13 protein-coding genes are annotated in these 15,192 nt (G+C 61.5%); 10 read left to right on the forward strand and 3 right to left on the reverse strand.

Annotated features, from left to right (window positions below):
• Positions 1 to 40 precede the first annotated feature (40 nt).
• From AC07PU_RS00395 to AC07PU_RS00425, 7 genes are all read left to right on the forward strand, one after another.
• The gene (locus AC07PU_RS00395; protein WP_495314265.1) at positions 41 to 1,771 is read left to right on the forward strand and encodes an IlvD/Edd family dehydratase; all 1,731 of its coding nucleotides are present in this window, start codon (positions 41 to 43) and stop codon (positions 1,769 to 1,771) included.
• Positions 1,772 to 1,791: 20 nt separating this feature from the next.
• Positions 1,792 to 5,295 (forward strand): indolepyruvate ferredoxin oxidoreductase family protein, encoded by a 3,504-nt coding sequence (locus AC07PU_RS00400; RefSeq protein WP_495314267.1) that lies wholly within the window; start codon positions 1,792 to 1,794, stop codon positions 5,293 to 5,295.
• Positions 5,296 to 5,319: 24 nt separating this feature from the next.
• A complete protein-coding gene (locus AC07PU_RS00405) occupies positions 5,320 to 5,775 on the forward strand; it encodes a DUF5990 family protein (protein WP_495314269.1) in 456 nt (151 codons plus the stop codon).
• Between the two features lie 65 nt (positions 5,776 to 5,840).
• A complete protein-coding gene (locus AC07PU_RS00410; protein WP_495314271.1) occupies positions 5,841 to 6,182 on the forward strand; it encodes a hypothetical protein in 342 nt (113 codons plus the stop codon).
• 177 nt (positions 6,183 to 6,359) lie between these two features.
• Positions 6,360 to 6,509, forward strand: a complete 150-nt coding sequence (locus AC07PU_RS00415) for a hypothetical protein (RefSeq protein WP_495314273.1) — start codon at positions 6,360 to 6,362, stop codon at positions 6,507 to 6,509.
• Positions 6,510 to 6,797: 288 nt separating this feature from the next.
• Positions 6,798 to 7,067 (forward strand): hypothetical protein, encoded by a 270-nt coding sequence (locus tag AC07PU_RS00420; protein ID WP_495314275.1) that lies wholly within the window; start codon positions 6,798 to 6,800, stop codon positions 7,065 to 7,067.
• 559 nt (positions 7,068 to 7,626) lie between these two features.
• Positions 7,627 to 7,914 (forward strand): hypothetical protein, encoded by a 288-nt coding sequence (locus tag AC07PU_RS00425; RefSeq protein ID WP_495314277.1) that lies wholly within the window; start codon positions 7,627 to 7,629, stop codon positions 7,912 to 7,914.
• A gap of 255 nt (positions 7,915 to 8,169) precedes the next feature.
• Here the strand turns inward: AC07PU_RS00425 and AC07PU_RS00430 are convergent, their stop codons facing one another.
• The 3 genes from AC07PU_RS00430 to AC07PU_RS00440 form a co-directional block, all read right to left on the reverse strand.
• The gene (locus tag AC07PU_RS00430) at positions 8,170 to 9,993 is read right to left on the reverse strand and encodes an AAA family ATPase (protein WP_495314279.1); all 1,824 of its coding nucleotides are present in this window, start codon (positions 9,991 to 9,993) and stop codon (positions 8,170 to 8,172) included.
• A 193-nt stretch (positions 9,994 to 10,186) separates the two neighbouring features.
• Positions 10,187 to 10,636, reverse strand: coding sequence for a DUF4259 domain-containing protein (locus tag AC07PU_RS00435; protein WP_495314281.1), 450 nt, complete (start codon positions 10,634 to 10,636; stop codon positions 10,187 to 10,189).
• 230 nt (positions 10,637 to 10,866) lie between these two features.
• Positions 10,867 to 11,853, reverse strand: a complete 987-nt coding sequence (locus AC07PU_RS00440) for a LysR family transcriptional regulator (protein ID WP_495314283.1) — start codon at positions 11,851 to 11,853, stop codon at positions 10,867 to 10,869.
• A gap of 136 nt (positions 11,854 to 11,989) precedes the next feature.
• Here AC07PU_RS00440 and AC07PU_RS00445 point away from each other — a divergent pair, with 136 nt between their 5' ends.
• From AC07PU_RS00445 to AC07PU_RS00455, 3 genes are read left to right on the forward strand one after another with little or no spacing between them, the layout of a single operon-like run.
• Positions 11,990 to 12,934 carry a tripartite tricarboxylate transporter substrate binding protein gene (locus tag AC07PU_RS00445; protein ID WP_495314285.1) on the forward strand — a complete coding sequence of 315 codons (945 nt, stop codon included), beginning with the start codon at positions 11,990 to 11,992 and terminating at the stop codon, positions 12,932 to 12,934.
• Positions 12,931 to 13,806 (forward strand): MaoC/PaaZ C-terminal domain-containing protein, encoded by an 876-nt coding sequence (locus tag AC07PU_RS00450; RefSeq protein WP_495314288.1) that lies wholly within the window; start codon positions 12,931 to 12,933, stop codon positions 13,804 to 13,806. The genes AC07PU_RS00445 and AC07PU_RS00450 overlap by 4 nt, the downstream gene beginning before the upstream one ends.
• An 18-nt stretch (positions 13,807 to 13,824) precedes the next feature.
• Positions 13,825 to 15,045, forward strand: coding sequence for a CaiB/BaiF CoA transferase family protein (locus AC07PU_RS00455; protein WP_495314290.1), 1,221 nt, complete (start codon positions 13,825 to 13,827; stop codon positions 15,043 to 15,045).
• The last annotated feature ends 147 nt before the right edge of the window (positions 15,046 to 15,192 follow it).

Consider the following 15,192-nt stretch of genomic DNA (forward strand, 5'->3'; position numbering starts at 1 on the left):
GTCGATCCATCTCATGTGATAGCGATAGGAAAACAAGCGTATGTCCGATGAAGAAAAGCGCAGGCTGCGGTCGCAAGCCTGGTTCGAAGGCCGGGGCGCCAGGAACTTCGCGAACCGGGGCTGGGTTCGCAGCCGCGGCGTGCCGATGGATCATTTCGACGGGCGGCCGGTGATCGGCATCTGCAACACCTGGTCCGATCTCACGCCGTGCAATTCGCACTTCCGCGATCTGGCCCAGCATGTGCGCGAAGGCATCCTGGAGGCGGGCGGCGTGCCGATGGAGTTTCCGGTCATCTCGCCCGGCGAGATGCTGACGCGGCCCACGGCCATGCTGCTGCGCAACCTGTGCAGCATGGACGTCGAGGAGACGCTGCGCGCCAACCCGCTCGACGGCGTGGTGCTGCTGATGGGCTGCGACAAGACGACGCCCGCGCTGCTGATGGGCGCCGCCAGCGTCAACCTGCCGACCATCGGCGTGTCCGGCGGGCCCATGCTCAACGGCAGCTTCCGTGGCAAGTCCTTCGGCGTCAAGGATGCGTGGAACCTGGCGGCGGACCTGCGCGCCGGCCGCGCCGTCAACGAGGACTTCGAGGAGGCCGAGGGCTGCCTCACCCGATCGGTGGGCGTGTGCAACGTGATGGGAACGGCATCGACGATGGCGTCGATGGTCGAGGCGCTCGGCGTGGGGCTGCCCGACAACGCATCGATTCCCGCCGTGGATGCCAGGCGCCGCGTGCTCGCGCGCATGGCGGGCCGCCGCATCGTCGACATGGTGCGCGAGGACCTCCGGCTCGACAAGGTGCTGACCCGCGAAGCCTTCGAGAACGCCATCGCGGTCAACGCGGCCATCGGTGGATCGACCAATGCCGTCATCCACCTCACGGCGGTGGCGCGGCGCATGGAGGTCCCGCTCGACATCGAGGACTGGCACCGGGTCGGGCGCGACGTGCCCACGCTGCTCAACCTCCAGCCCTCGGGCCGCTACCTGATGCAGGACTTCCATGAGGCCGGCGGGCTGCCCGTGATCCTGCGCGACATGTGCGAGTCGGGCCTGTTGCACGGCGATGCGCTGACCGTGACCGGCAGGACGCTGGCCGAGAACAACGCCGGCGCCGTCTGCTGGAACCCGGACGTGATCCACAGCGTGGCGAAGCCCTTCATGGCGACCTCGGGCGTGGCCATCCTGCGCGGCAACCTGTGCCCGAACGGCGCCGTCATCAAGCCTTCGGCCGCCGAGCCGCGCCTGCTCAAGCACAGGGGCCGCGCCGTGGTGTTCGAGAACCAGGACGACCTCGGCCGGCGTGTCGACGATCCCGATCTCGACATCGATGCGGACTCAGTCATGGTCCTGCGGAACTGCGGTCCCAAGGGCTTTCCGGGCATGCCGGAACTGGGGATGCTGCCCATTCCCGCCAAGCTGCTGAAGCAGGGCGTGACGGACATGGTCCGCATTTCGGACGCCCGCATGAGCGGTACCTCGTTCGGGGCCGTGGTGCTGCACGTGTCGCCCGAGGCGGCCGTGGGCGGCGCCCTTGCCGTGGTGCGCGACGGCGACCTGATCGAGCTCGACGTCGAGGCCCGGCGGCTCGAGCTGCTCGTGTCCGAGCAGGAGTTGCAGCAGCGGCTGGCCGCGTGGACACCGCCCGCCGACGTGGCCACCCGAGGCTACGTCAGGCTGTACGTCGACACCGTCAACCAGGCCCATGACGGCTGCGACCTGCAATTCCTGGTGGGCCGCAGCGGCAGCGACGTGCCGGCCGCCCAGCACTGAAAACCCACAGGAGACGGATCTTGAACATTGCATTGGTACGTGACGTCGCGGCGCTCGAAGACCGCTATGGCGTCGATGACGGATGGGTCTACATGACCGGCATACAGGCGCTGGTGCGCCTGCCGCTGCAGCAGCGCGCGCGCGATGCCGCGGCCGGATGGAACACGGGAGGCTACATCTCGGGCTACCGCGGTTCGCCGCTGGGCCGCTACGACATGGAGCTGTGGGCCGCCGAGAAGCAACTGAAGGCCGCCAACGTGGTGTTCCGCTCCGGCCTCAACGAGGACCTGGCTGCCACCGCCATCTGGGGCTCGCAGTACGTGGGGACTTTTCCGGGCGCGCGGGTCGATGGCGTGTTCGGCATCTGGTACGGCAAGGGCCCGGGCGTGGACCGTTCGGGCGACGTGCTTCGGCACGCCAACCAGGCCGGCACCTCGCCCAAGGGCGGTGTGCTGTGCCTGGCGGGCGATGACCACGGCGCGAAGAGTTCCTCGGTCGCCAACTTCTCGGATCCGATCCTCATGGCGGTCGGCATGCCGGTGCTCTATCCCTCCAACACGCAGGAGCTGCTGGACTATGGCCTGCACGGCATCGCCATGAGCCGCTTCTCGGGCTGCTGGGTGGGCATGAAGGTCGTGACCGACGTCGTCGAGGGCGGGGGCTCGGTCTACGTGGGGACGGACGCTCCCCTCATCACCGTGCCCGAGGCACCGAGTCGGCCGGTGGACCCGTTCGGCGCGGGCTACAACATCCGCGGCTTCGACATGCCGCTTCCGCAGGAGGACCGGCTCTACAACCACAAGCATGGCGCGGTGCTCGCCTATGCCCGGGCGAACCGCCTCAATCGCATCGTCGCGGACCCTGCCGGGGCGGGTGTCGGCGTCATCGCGGCGGGCAAGGCCTGGCAGGACGTATTGCAGGCCCTGGGGCGCGAGAGTGAAGCAACTGTGAGCGGGTTCGCCGACCTCAAGCTGCTGAAGATCGGACTGGTCTGGCCGCTGGACCCCGAGATCGTGCGCGAGTTCGCGCAAGGGTTGCACACCATCGTCGTGGTCGAGGAGAAGCGCCCCATCCTCGAAGACCAGGTGCGCACCATTCTTTACGGCAGTGCGAATGCACCGCGCCTGGTGGGCAAGCTGTTCGAAGGCGGGCTCTTCGAATCGGGTCCCGCCGACGTCGCCTTTCCGAATGCCAGCGAGATCTCGCCGATACGGGTCACGGAAGTGCTGGCGCGCGTGCTGGGCCGCGAGGTGCCCGTGCCCGCGCAGTGCGCGAGCGCACCCGTGAAGGCACCAGGGCCGAACCGCGTGCCCGGCTTCTGCTCGGGCTGCCCGCACAACCGCTCGACCAAGGTGCCCGAAGGCAGCCGCGCGCTGGCCGGCATCGGCTGCCACAGCATGGCGCTGCTGGTGAACCCGCAGCAGACCACCACCTGGTCGCACATGGGTGCCGAAGGCGTGATGTGGCTCGGCCAGCAACCGTTCACCGCCGAGCGCCATGTGTTCGCCAACATCGGCGATGGCACGCTGGCGCACTCGGGCTACCTGGCGATTCGGCAGGCCGTCGCGGCGCAGGTGCCGATCACCTACAAGGTCCTGTACAACGGCTTCGTGTCCATGACCGGAGGACAGGCGGTCGAGGGCAACCTCAGCCCGCCGCAGATCCTCGCGGGCTTCGCGGCGGAAGGCATCCTCAAGATGGCGGTCGTCACGGACGAGCCGCGGCGCTACGCCGCGGTGAAGTTGCCCGAGGGCGTGGCCGTGCACGACCGCACGGCCCTCGACGCCGTGCAGCGCGAGTTCCGCGAATACCCCGGCGTCTCGGTGATCCTGTACGACCAGGCCTGCGCGGCGGAAAGGCGCCGGCTGCGCAAGCGCGGCAAGCTGCCCGATCCCGATCGGCGCCTGTTCATCAACCCCGCCGTGTGCGAGGGCTGCGGCGATTGCGGCGTGGCTTCGAACTGCATGTCGATCGAGCCGCTGGAGACCGAGCTCGGCCGCAAGCGCCGCATCAACCAGGGAAGCTGCAACAAGGACTATTCGTGTGTGGAGGGCTTCTGTCCCAGTTTCGTCAGCGTCGAAGGCGGAAAGCCGCGCCGCGCCGCGGCGCGCGTCGAGGCACAGGCGGCATCGCCGAGCCCGTACACGCAGGCGCTGCCCGAGCCCGACATCGCGCCGCTGCGACGCGTCTGCAGCGTGCTGATCTCCGGCATCGGCGGCACGGGCGTGGTGACCATCGGCCAGACCCTGGCCGTGGCCGCTCACCTGGAGGGCCGCTACAGCTCCAACCTCGATGTCACCGGGTTCTCGCAGAAGTACGGCGCCGTGACCTCGCACGTGCGGTTCGCGCCCGACCCGGGGATGCTGCATGCCACGCGCATCGCCGAGGGCGAGGCCGATGCCTTGATCGGTTGCGACCTCGTCGTCGCGGCCTCGGACGAATCGCTGACGCGGCTGCCGGCCGGTCGCGGGCGTGCGGTAGTGAGCACAGGCCTCGTGCCGACCAGCGATTTCGCGCGCAATCCCGACTGGCAGCTCGACCCGAAGATGCTGATCGAGCGCATCGAGGCCGCGGCGGGCACGGCCGATCTCGTGCTGATCGAGGGTGAGCGCATGGCCACCGCGCTGGTCGGCGATCCGATCGGCATCAACATGTTCATGCTGGGCCTGGCCTGGCAACGTGGTTTCATTCCCTTGGGACGGGCCGCGATCGAGCGAGCCATCGAGCTCAACGGCGTGGCCGTGGCCATGAACAAGGAGGCTTTCCTCTGGGGGCGACGCGTTGCCCATGACCAGCCGGCGGTCGAGCGCCATCTGAAGGCCGAGCAACCGACGCAGGTCATCACCTTCATGCCACGGCAGACCCGGGGACTCGACCAGACCGTCGCGCACCGCATAGAACACCTGCGTGCCCACAGCGGCGAATTGCATGTGCAGCGCTACAAGGAGCTGGTGGAGCAGGCGCGCCAGCTGGAAGCCGGCCTCCATGCGGGCGACGCCCTGGCCAGGGCCGTGGCGCACAACCACCACCGGCTGCTGGCGACCAAGGACGAGTGGGAGGTTGCCCGGCTGTTCACGCACCCCGACTTTCGATCGGCGCTGGCGCAGGAATTCGAAGGCCCCGTCCGGCTGCGCTTTCACCTCGGGGTCTGGCCGTTCGCACGCAAGGATCCGCACAGCGGCAAGCCCGTCAAAGGCGAAGCGGGTCCCTGGGTGCTTCTGGCAATGAAATGCATGGCGCGGCTGCGCGGCCTGAGAGGGACCTGGCTCGACCCGTTCCGCAACGCGGCGGAGCGTGTGGTTGATCGTCAGCTGCTGGCGCAGTACGAGGACGACATGCGTGCTGCCCTGTCCGACTTGCGTGCCGAGACCCTGCCCATCGTGACCAAGCTGGCTTCGCTGCCTCAAAGCATCCGGGGGTATGGCCATGTGCGTGAGGCGCAGGCCAGTAAGGCGGCCTTGATGCGGCAAGAGCTGCTGCGGGAACTCGAGCTGGCACGCGAGCCACTGGCGCGTGCCGCATGACGACCGGGCTCTAAACTTCGACCCATGCAGGCCGACCACTCAACGAACCTTCAACTCATCCTCACCGTGCTGTCGCCGCCGCCAGGCGTCGACTTCGCCGTCCAGCGCGGCCGCGATGAGCTGGTGAAGCCATTCCTCACGACGGCGGACGCGGTGTCGTTCGCCGTCACGTTGTCACTTGGCCCTTCGCTTGCCGATGGGTCCCCGAACTTCCGGGGCCCTTTCGCGCAAGGCACGCCCGCGGATCGATTCGTGTACGTGAACTCCGGTTTCTACGCAGGCCAGATGGGTACCCCGTGGGAGCGAAGGGCGAAGATCAAGCTGGCCGACATTCCGATCGCGCTGGTGGAAAGCGCAGTGGGCAACCCGAATGCCGCGATCGAGGCACGCATCGAAGGAACGATGAAGGATGGGGGGCCGGTGTGTGCGAGCGTTCGGGCGCCGCAGATTTCTTGGCGAGTGGTGACGCGGTTGGATTGAGTCGGTGAGTGGGCCTGAGGGAGTTCCTCCAACAGAATGCAGTCATACAAATCCATGCTGACCCAATGCCGACACCAAAGCTCTACGCAGGCTACGCCAGCCGTTTGACCAAGCTTTTTCGGCGCCCCAATGGATGGCGGTTCCTCGGAGTGTTGGCGGCTGTGGGTCTCACCTTGGTGGTTATTGGCAGGGCGTATCCATCCACTGATCCCGTGGTGGGCCTGATCATCTACGTATTGATGTTCGGCTACTTTGCTCTGATCGCGCCGTGGGTCGCTTTCCCTCGGCCGGTATCGATCGAACCGCACTCGATGGCATACCAAGTATGGGGATGGACTCGCGCCATCCTGTGTTCGCTGATGATTGCCTTTTGCCTATGGGCAATCTGGTTTGGACTCGCACGCTAGGGGGGGCCCAGTCCCGCTTTTGTTCTTGCCGCGAAACTGTGGACAGTTTCAAGAGCCCTCGATTGCGAAGTTCCTCGCATGTACTTCTTCCCGCTGCCGCGTCGATCAGGGCTTCTGGCATGGTGTGGCGTGTAGTGTTGCGGCGCTATGGCGCGACTTCGGCGAGACACCAATCCGATGTTCCGCACCACGCGCAATACCGCGCGCGTGTTCCGTAACGCGATCGCCGAAGAGGTGGTGACCACGGAGAACCATCTCGGCGGCGTTCTCGCCGATCGGGACCCGCACGCCACGACCTCTTCGAGGCCCGTGCTCCGCGCACTATAGAAGCTGTATTTATTGGCGCTTACCGCAACTTCATGCTCAACGGCACCGCGACCCGCCCACTTCTTCCCTAGAGTGGATGCCCCTCTCACTCGCTACCCCACCTAGGGGAGAAGAAAGGCGCAACACACCAATCCACTGAAATGTTCGAAGGCTGTCCGCCTCGCGGCAGGTCGTCAGTGCGAAAGCAGCGATTCAGATGCGAGGTATCAAAAGGCGACGGCCAGGGTGTTAGAGCACCCCAGCCGTCTAACCAAGTTCGTGCAACACCCTCAAAAGGACCGCACAAAAATGGCTACCAAGACTATAGCCCGGCGTCGCACGCCGGTATCTCCCCGAGAAAACGCCCAAGCCCCGGCGGATCTCCTCGAAAACACCCTCTCCCAACTCGAAGCGCTTCTGTGGGCCTCCCACGGAAAAGACATCGATTGGTGCAGCGGTGACGGGCCTCGCCAGCTGGACAACCTTCTCTGGCTCGCGGCGGAACTCGCCCGCAAGGCCGGGGAGCTGTTTCAGTTGAGCGAGATGGCGCGACGTGGCGCGCTCGAGACCGGCGGGTAAGGGCTGGTCTGCGGGCTGCGGTTTCGCGGCCCGCTTAGGGGACAGGTCCTTGGGGACGATGGCTGAAGCCTTCTTGATGAAGGGGATTCGATTCGGTCGAAGTTCGCAGGATGGGCCTCGGTGACAGCTATGTGCTCCATGCTGATCATCGACAGCCAGGGCGAGCATCGTCCTTACAAGCGATTGCCAACATCCCTGGACCCAGCACGAATGGCCACTATCGGTCATAGGAGGAGCCTTCTGGGCGAATACCATTTGACGATGGCAGCTATCGAGATCACCGGATGACGACCTGCTTTTTTGAAGGGCTCCTGCACGACGACTTTGTGAGCCGCAACCGGAGTGGGATTGGCGGAAGCCGAGGCCATTTTGAAAGAAGTGCATCGCGATGGATTTCAGCGAGTCGAGATTCCTAACGCGGAAGTACACGAGTTCGTGCTCTCTCTTCAAAAATTGAGGGCCTCAGTTGAGGTTATCGATGGAACGGTAGTATCGACATCCTAGAAATCATCATGTCCGTTGAACATCGCGGATCATTCGCCGTAGACAGGGTCTCCCCATGCAAGCGCATCCAACTCCCGAAGGCTATTTCGACATGAACGATGCGCAGAAGATCGCGCACTGGAGCGCGTATCTTTTTCGCGGAATGCGTTGGGCAGGAGAGGAGGGAGTCGACGAGATTTCCATCCTTACCGAGAAAGAACACGCCAGCCTGTGCGCAGCAGATCCGGATATCGACAGGCTCATGCCCCAAATCCTCGAGCAACTGGCTCGCGGCTGTATGGAACCCACTGCCGCGTTTTTCGCCCGAGTGAATCTGCAGATGGGTACTGCATACAGGCTTTGACTTCTCGCTGGATCGACGAGGCGGCGAAGACTGCTTTCGGGCATGCGCGGCTTCTGATCGGATGTCAGTAGCGAGCCCCTTCGCGACGACTGCGTGACCGGCTGCAGTCGGCGGCCCGAAGCAGACATTCCATTGGCGTGGGCGATCCTTTAAATCGTTGAGCCGATCCAATTTTTTGAATTCAGTGTTGGCCCAAATGAGGCAAAACGCTAGTGGCACACTTAAGTCTCAAGTAAATTCAAACTACTTAATCGATTAGCCCGATCTGCGGAATCCCTCGAAAATGGACACTATGTCTCCGAAGACGGCTTCCTGATTTGCCGATGCGAGGTAAAGCTGTTTCAAACGGCCAACTTGAATCTTCGCGACGCCTGCGAACTTATTGAGGACTATGCGACCTGGGATGTCAATTTTCCATTTCTCATCATCGCTTTCGACTGCGCATTTCAATCGATCGAATTCCTCTGAGACAAGTTTCTGAATCGTTGCCGTATCGAGGAGCACCTGAGTTCTTAGGCGTTCGGCGTCAACACGATCACCTATAGCGACGATCAAGGCGTCTAAAGTCATTTCTGAAGACCCCTTTGGCTTGATGCTTACATTTCCCGCCGCCTGCCGTACTCGTGCTGAGATATTGAGCGCAACGGCATAAGGCACGACCGACAAGGCGAGTTCTTGAAGCTTCGTTCGGATCGATTGTGGATTGCGGAGCCATGAATCAGGAGGCTCCATTTGTGAGAACACGGAGGCCAATACTTTCTCATCCAAGAAATAATTCTCAAGATGATAGCGAGGTAGAATTCGCACCTTCCCCGTGAGTTCGGGCATTGATTCTGCGTTTGGCAACGCGATCGAGGCATCACGATCACAAAGCAAATAAAATTTGACACCCCAGATCGTTTTGTCGAGGATGCTCGCACGCACATCTGCGAATGACTCAATGCCTTCCCGGCCGCCAACTGGAACAAGAACAAACTCAGGAAACCTGTTCTTCAGGATAGCACCATAGGTCTGCTTGTCGAGACTGGTTTCGTTACCTTCAATTAGAACAAGATTCTTGCCTAGCGAAATAACCCCGATCGACTGGCCCAATGCTTGCAGTGCATGATGAGTAGCATCGTCGCGGTGAACTACGATGGCTTGGTTGTCACCGTCGCCGCGAGGCGGGGTAATGAAGATCACCGAGTTCTCTAACGAGGCTGAAATTATTTCAGGCGAATGCGTGGAAAAGATGAACTGATTGCCGCGCCCGATACTGGAGAGCGTCTGCAAAAGCCTATAGCTCAGCTCCGGGTGCAGATGAAGCTCAGGTTCATCGAAGATGACAACGCAATTGCGGGGGCCACGTAAAAGAAAATCGAAAACTATATTCACGACTTCCCGTTCGCCGGAACTCAGATGCCCAAAACTCAAGCGGTTCCCGTTGTCCTCGAAGTAGATTTCTTGGTCACGGGTATTCACTTCTAGCAGCCTCTTGGGGCCGAGCAGCCTCCAGAACGCTTCCTTGTAAGGGGCTAAGACGTCCGGAAATGGATCGAGGGTAATCGATCCAGAGCTCCCTGCCTGCATCGCGAGAACTTTCTCCGCAATCTGCCGTTTCTGACTTTCCACGAGGCGGAACAACGAGTGTCGCACGTCGTTGAAGCGGTTCTGTAGTGACTGCAATCCAAGATCCCAGCCTACCTCTTCGGCGAGAGGATCGCCAATGTCCCAACTAAAGCCAAAAGTTTGAACGTTGCGGACCGCGCGGTCGCTGTCGAAGTTCAAGAAAGACGATTCGTATTTGTTGCGCCTTTGATTGCGCTGAAGAGCGGCGCGTAGAATTTGAGCGTCGCCGGCGAGGCGCGTGTCAAGAATGGACTTGCTCCATCGCAGCCGTTCCGTTTCATCTGTGGCCTCAACAATCATCCAGGTGTTCGCATCTGAGCCTGGATCTCTGGCCGCTCGAAGGAGGGCGTTGTTGATATTCGTTTTGCCGACTCCGTTGGGTCCCGCAAGGACCACAACGTCTGCCAGATTGGAGGCCGACACAAGCTTGATTGGCCCGGTCTGCCGAACTTCAAAGGTGTTGACGCGCATCTAAGATTTCCCCAAGTTGAACTCAAGGCCTCTTTGCGAGGCCGGGCAGAGATCAAGAGTCTGACTCTGGTTTGAAGGTTCGCAAGGCTGGACCGTGTCTTCCCCAGGCCACAGCTTGGGGGAGAAATCGAGGCATTGCTACATCTGCATTTGGCCGAACTACTCATGTCGAATGCCTGGCTCAGGCCTGCTGCTACCGTTGCCGGCCGAGCCTCGTCGCAAGCTGGCTGATTCCGGCAGCCCATCGGGTTGATTTACTTGCAGACCATAGTTGAGCGAGCTCGGAAGAACTGACGTCTGAAACCCGGGTCATGGCTTGGCGTGCACGAGGCGCCAGGGCGCACACCTCGGGCGTGCGCGCCTTTGCAAGACATTGCTCGACGTCCGCGCTTGTCGTGGCAGGCCTTTTCTCGTTCGTACTGGCGATAACTTCGGCGGCCGCAACGGCAACCGAACCCGCATCGGCCTCGAGATAGCCAGGCCGCAACGCGGCATTGATTGCTGCGGCTATAGCGCTCGCCCCCTCCGGCCTCGAGCATTCGATCAGCCAGTCTTGTGCATCGTCGTTGTCAAAAGGGCCCTCACCCCATGCTCCTGCACTGGCCGAAGCGCTCATGACCAGTGCGAGCGTAGCCATACCCATGCATCTCAGATTTATCACTCGATTGCTCCGTGTGTTTCATTCGGCTGAGCCGCTTTTTCCCTGTGACTGCGCGTGTTGACGCCGGCTACCAGGGTGTGCACAAGCGGCCCGAAGCCGGCCAGACCCGCGTGGCACGTGGCGATGCGCCCGGGGCTGCGCAGGAAGCTTGGGGTCGCATTGCTCATTGATCCGATCAATCGCCTTTACAACTCACGTCGTGCAGACGTTCCCTAGCGCGCGGAGTCGGCGGGATAGGCTGCAAGCTCACTGGCTTTCCTGCCGACCTCGAGGACCAGCTCTCTAACAGATTTCACAAACGGATCGGTGTGCTTCGAGTTGTGCCAATACATGCTCACCGAATGGGGTTCCACGTCACTCTTCACCCTGAGGCTGCGAACCGTGTCGTACTTCGAGAAGTGGTTGATGAGATAGGCAGGAAGGATGCAAACAAGATCCGTTCCAGCAATCACCTCCGGAGCAGCGAGGAAACTGGAGAGATGGGCTCCTGTGCGCTTACGGACACCAGCGCGCGAGAACATTTCGTCGGTTACGGAAGTCATGATCCCCGTGTTCGAGGCTTCCAGATACGGCCAGTCGGCAAGGCTTTCGACACTCAAGGCATCCGCTCGTAGTGGATGGTCTTTGCTGACGAGGCACACGTACCCGCTGGCAAGGACAGGCTGACGTCTGAGCAGCGTTTCCTCTGTGGATGTCATACCGACCATCAGATCGACCTCACCATTCAGCACCGCCTGACGTGGATTGTTGTGGGCCAGCGGAACAAGCTTCAAAGACGCGCGTGGCGCCATGCTTCGGAATCGATTCAGTAGACCCGGTCCAAGCACGTATTGCACCGCGTCATTCATGCCGATGACGACGGTGCGCTCAATCTGGTCCAGGCGATAGTCAGCCGGCACTCGATAGATCTCGTCAAGAAGCCCCGCAAGACTGGCCAGGAGTGGCTTCAGTTCTTCCGCTCTGGGCGTGCACACCATCTTGTTTGCACCCTTGATCAGAAGCGGGTCTGCCATCGCGTGCCGCAGGCGCTCCAGCATGCGGCTGATCACCGGCTGGCTGCTGTCGAGCAGACGCGCAGTCTCGCTGACGTGGCAGGTCTCAAGGAGCATGCGCAGAACGAGGAGGAGGTTGAGGTCCTGACCGCGCAGATGCGTTCGACCGTGCAGCGGAGCTTGGGTGTCAAGAAGCGGATGTGTCACGAGCGACCTTCTTAGGTGAATGAAGCATCTTCATTATGCGTTTAGGAGCATGGCTTAGAACAGATCATGCGCCATAGACTATGACAACGGCCAGGCAAACACAGCAGATGGGCCGAAATCCAAAGGAGACAACCAGATGAAGTCGCTGATGCGCTGCGTTCTTGTAGGCGTCGTTTTCGCTGTTCACACGGCGTCGTGGGCGGAGGCGCCGTCGTTTCCGCAAAAATTCATTCGAATCGTGGTTCCGCTGGGTGGCGGCAGTGGCCTCGACTCTTCAACTCGCAAGTTCGCGCAGGTGCTTGGCGATCAGACCAAGCAGCCGGTCATCGTGGAAAACAAGCCGGGCGCGGATGCTGCGATCGGCATTCGGGACGCGCTATCTGCGCCTGCCGATGGGTACACGATGATTTCGCTAACGGGGGGAATGCTCTACATGACGCCCTTCCTGGTGAAAGACGTCGCCTACGACCCACGCGACATAGAGATGGTCGTTGGCCTTGGTGCGAGCGACGCTGTCCTGCTTGTGAACAGCAGCAGCAAGCTGCAAAGCCTGTCCGACCTCATCAAGGAAGCCAAGCAGAATAGCGGGAACACATTCTTCGGCAGTTACTCGCAAAGCTTTCGAGGCGCGCGGGTGATGCTGGAGAAGGCGGCAGGCGTCAAATTCGTAGAGGTTCCGTACAAAGGCGCTGCTCAGATGACGACAGACCTTGCAGGCGGCGCCTTCTCTGCGGCCTTCATGGATCTGCCGTCAGCCGAACCTCTGATAAAGGGAGGAAAGGTTCGCGCGCTGGCATTGGCTTCCCCAACCCGCAACACGGCTTTCCCAAGCGTCCCGACCTTCGCCGAAGCAGGTTACCCCGGCGTCAATCTGATCGTCTGGTCCGGAATCGGCATCAGCAAGAAGACTCCCAAAGCAATAGCCGATCAAGTGCGCTCGGTTGCAAGGGCCGCGGCGAACAGCCCCGAAATGATCCAGTCCTACAAAGACCGCAACAGTCGAGCTTTGGGAATGGACGACGCGAAGCTCAAGAAGTTCATCGACGATGAGACGGCACTCTACAAGGAGATTCTCAAATGAGTGCCACGGAAGTGATGAAGCCGTTCGGCCCCGAGATTGTTGGGGCCACCCATGAGCCACTGCAGGTTGAATGGACGAGTCGCGATGCGATGCTCTACGCCCTTGCGGTGGGCGCGGGTCAGCAAGACCCATGCAGTGAACTCCAATGGACGACAGAGAACAGTGGAGGCGCGACGTTGGAAGTGCTTCCGACGTTTGCGGCAACCCTGGCTCAACGCGTAGGCGCTCAATCCCCGTTGCGCGGCGTAGATCGCTCAAAGCAACTTCACGCGGGTCAGTCCTTGCGGCTATTCAGCGCGCTCCCGACGGAGGGCCGAATCGAGCTGCGAAGCAGAATTTCCGGCCTGGAGTACAAACGCACCGGCGCGCTGGTTCACCGGATCACGGACGGATTCGACGCCAATTGCCAAACCCATCTGTTCAGCTCAACAGCAAGCGCTTTCATCCGCGATGTGATCGGTGAGGGGACCCATGGCGAAGTCAATCAGCCGCATGGGCATGCGAGCGGAATGCCTGCGGAAGTTCTGCTCATTCCAACTGTGGAATGGCAGGCGCTGCTCTTTCGCCTGACGGGAGATAGAAACCCGCTTCATAGCGATCCCGTGTATGCCAAGCGCAGCGGGTTCGGCCGTCCGATCCTGCATGGCCTGTGCAGCTATGGGATGTGTGCGCGAGCGATCCTGTACCGGTTCGCAGCTGGAAGAAGTGGGGCATTCAGGAGCATGCACGCGCGATTCGCACGTCCCGTGCTCCCCGGTCAAACCCTGGCTGTGAAGACTTGGCTGTCAGACGCAGGGGTTGCATTCCAGGCATGCCTCGAAACCGGAGAGGTCGTCCTCGATGGCGGCTGGCTTGAACTCGATTTTTCTTGACGAGATCCAGGGGAAGAAATGAACAATTTTTCGAAGAGGCCGGAAAGTCGCGGCCCATTGTCAGGCGTGAAAGTGCTGGATCTGAGCAGCCACATCATGGGGCCGTACTCGACCCAGATCATGGGCGACATGGGTGCCGATGTGCTCATGGTGGAGCCGCCTTCGGGAAGCAAGAGTCGATTGATGGGCCAGTGCGCGCATCCGGACTTGTCTCCCATCGGACTGAACCTCTTTCGCAATAAGCGAAGCCTGTCGATCGACTTGAAAAGCGCCGATGGGCAGGAAGCGCTTTTGGAGATTGCACAGGGATGCGACGTCGTCGTCACGAATCTTCGCACCGGCCCGCTGCACAGGCTCGGCTTCTCCTACGAGCAGGTGGCCGAAAGGAATCCGCGCGTTGTCTACTGTCACGCAGTCGGGTTCTCACCGAGCAGCGGCCGGTCCAACGATCCGGCATATGACGACATCATTCAAGCTGAGTGCGGACTGGCGGACGCGGCAATGCGAATAAGTGGCACGCCGACCTTGGCGCCCACGATCATGGCAGACAAGGTATGCGGAATGATGGTCGCCAATGCTGCGATGGCTGCGCTGTACAAACGCGAACGAGCGGGTGGTGATCGTGGTCAATACATCCGCCTTGCCATGTTGGACGTCATGCGCGCGTTCACCATGCTGGAGCATGGTGCCGGGGCTCTGGCGGTTCCTCCAATCTCGCCGCCGGGCTACACGCGCGTGCTGAGTTCCGCCAGAGGCCCTGCAAGAACCTCCAATGGCTGGGTCAACGTCATGCCTTACTCCCAGCGTGAATACGACGCCATATTCGCTCACGGTGGACGCAATGATCTGGTCGGCAGCGAGAAGTCCGCTGGTAGGAATGTACAGACCGAGGCTGACTTTCTGTATCGCGAGATGCGCGCAATCATCGCAACGCGTCCAACCGAACACTGGCTCGCCTTCTGCAAGGAACATGGCATCGCGGTAGGAAGGATCGTGAGCCTTGACGAAATCGTCGCGGAATTCCCCGTGCGAAATCATCCCCATGTGGGTGATTTCCGAGAGATCCCCTTCCCCATATCGTTCAGCGAGAGCCCCGAGGCAGCGGTTGAGCCAGCGCCATTGATCGGCGAGCACAGCATTGATGTCTTGCGCGGCATCGGATGGGACGACGACCGGATCACTGATCTCCAGCGCCGTGGCGTCGTGCGGTCGCCCGTGGCTGACGCGGTGGGCGCGTAATCACGAGAGCGCGCTCCGCATCGCTTGGGCGGCGATGCCTCAATGCCGCTATCAGCGCATCTCGAATTGCCCCCTGAACGCACTCCGTGGCATGACGGGCAGTCCACCTTACTCGCGCGTTCGTTCAGTTCAGCTCACGTTGAAAGG

It is taken from the genome of Variovorax sp. GW821-FHT10D07 (genome assembly GCF_059415325.1).

Bases quoted from the DNA above. Each gene is read 5' to 3' on its own strand.
- AC07PU_RS00405 (WP_495314269.1), top strand. From the start codon at position 5,320: ATGCAGGCCGACCACTCAACGAACCTTCAACTCATCCTCACCGTGCTG.
- AC07PU_RS00425 (WP_495314277.1), top strand. From the start codon at position 7,627: ATGCAAGCGCATCCAACTCCCGAAGGCTATTTCGACATGAACGATGCG.
- AC07PU_RS00430 (WP_495314279.1), bottom strand. From the start codon at position 9,993: ATGCGCGTCAACACCTTTGAAGTTCGGCAGACCGGGCCAATCAAGCTT.
- AC07PU_RS00415 (WP_495314273.1), top strand. From the start codon at position 6,360: ATGTTCCGCACCACGCGCAATACCGCGCGCGTGTTCCGTAACGCGATC.
- AC07PU_RS00435 (WP_495314281.1), bottom strand. From the start codon at position 10,636: ATGGGTATGGCTACGCTCGCACTGGTCATGAGCGCTTCGGCCAGTGCA.
- AC07PU_RS00420 (WP_495314275.1), top strand. From the start codon at position 6,798: ATGGCTACCAAGACTATAGCCCGGCGTCGCACGCCGGTATCTCCCCGA.
- AC07PU_RS00455 (WP_495314290.1), top strand. From the start codon at position 13,825: ATGAACAATTTTTCGAAGAGGCCGGAAAGTCGCGGCCCATTGTCAGGC.
- AC07PU_RS00450 (WP_495314288.1), top strand. From the start codon at position 12,931: ATGAGTGCCACGGAAGTGATGAAGCCGTTCGGCCCCGAGATTGTTGGG.
- AC07PU_RS00445 (WP_495314285.1), top strand. From the start codon at position 11,990: ATGAAGTCGCTGATGCGCTGCGTTCTTGTAGGCGTCGTTTTCGCTGTT.
- AC07PU_RS00410 (WP_495314271.1), top strand. From the start codon at position 5,841: ATGCCGACACCAAAGCTCTACGCAGGCTACGCCAGCCGTTTGACCAAG.
- AC07PU_RS00395 (WP_495314265.1), top strand. From the start codon at position 41: ATGTCCGATGAAGAAAAGCGCAGGCTGCGGTCGCAAGCCTGGTTCGAA.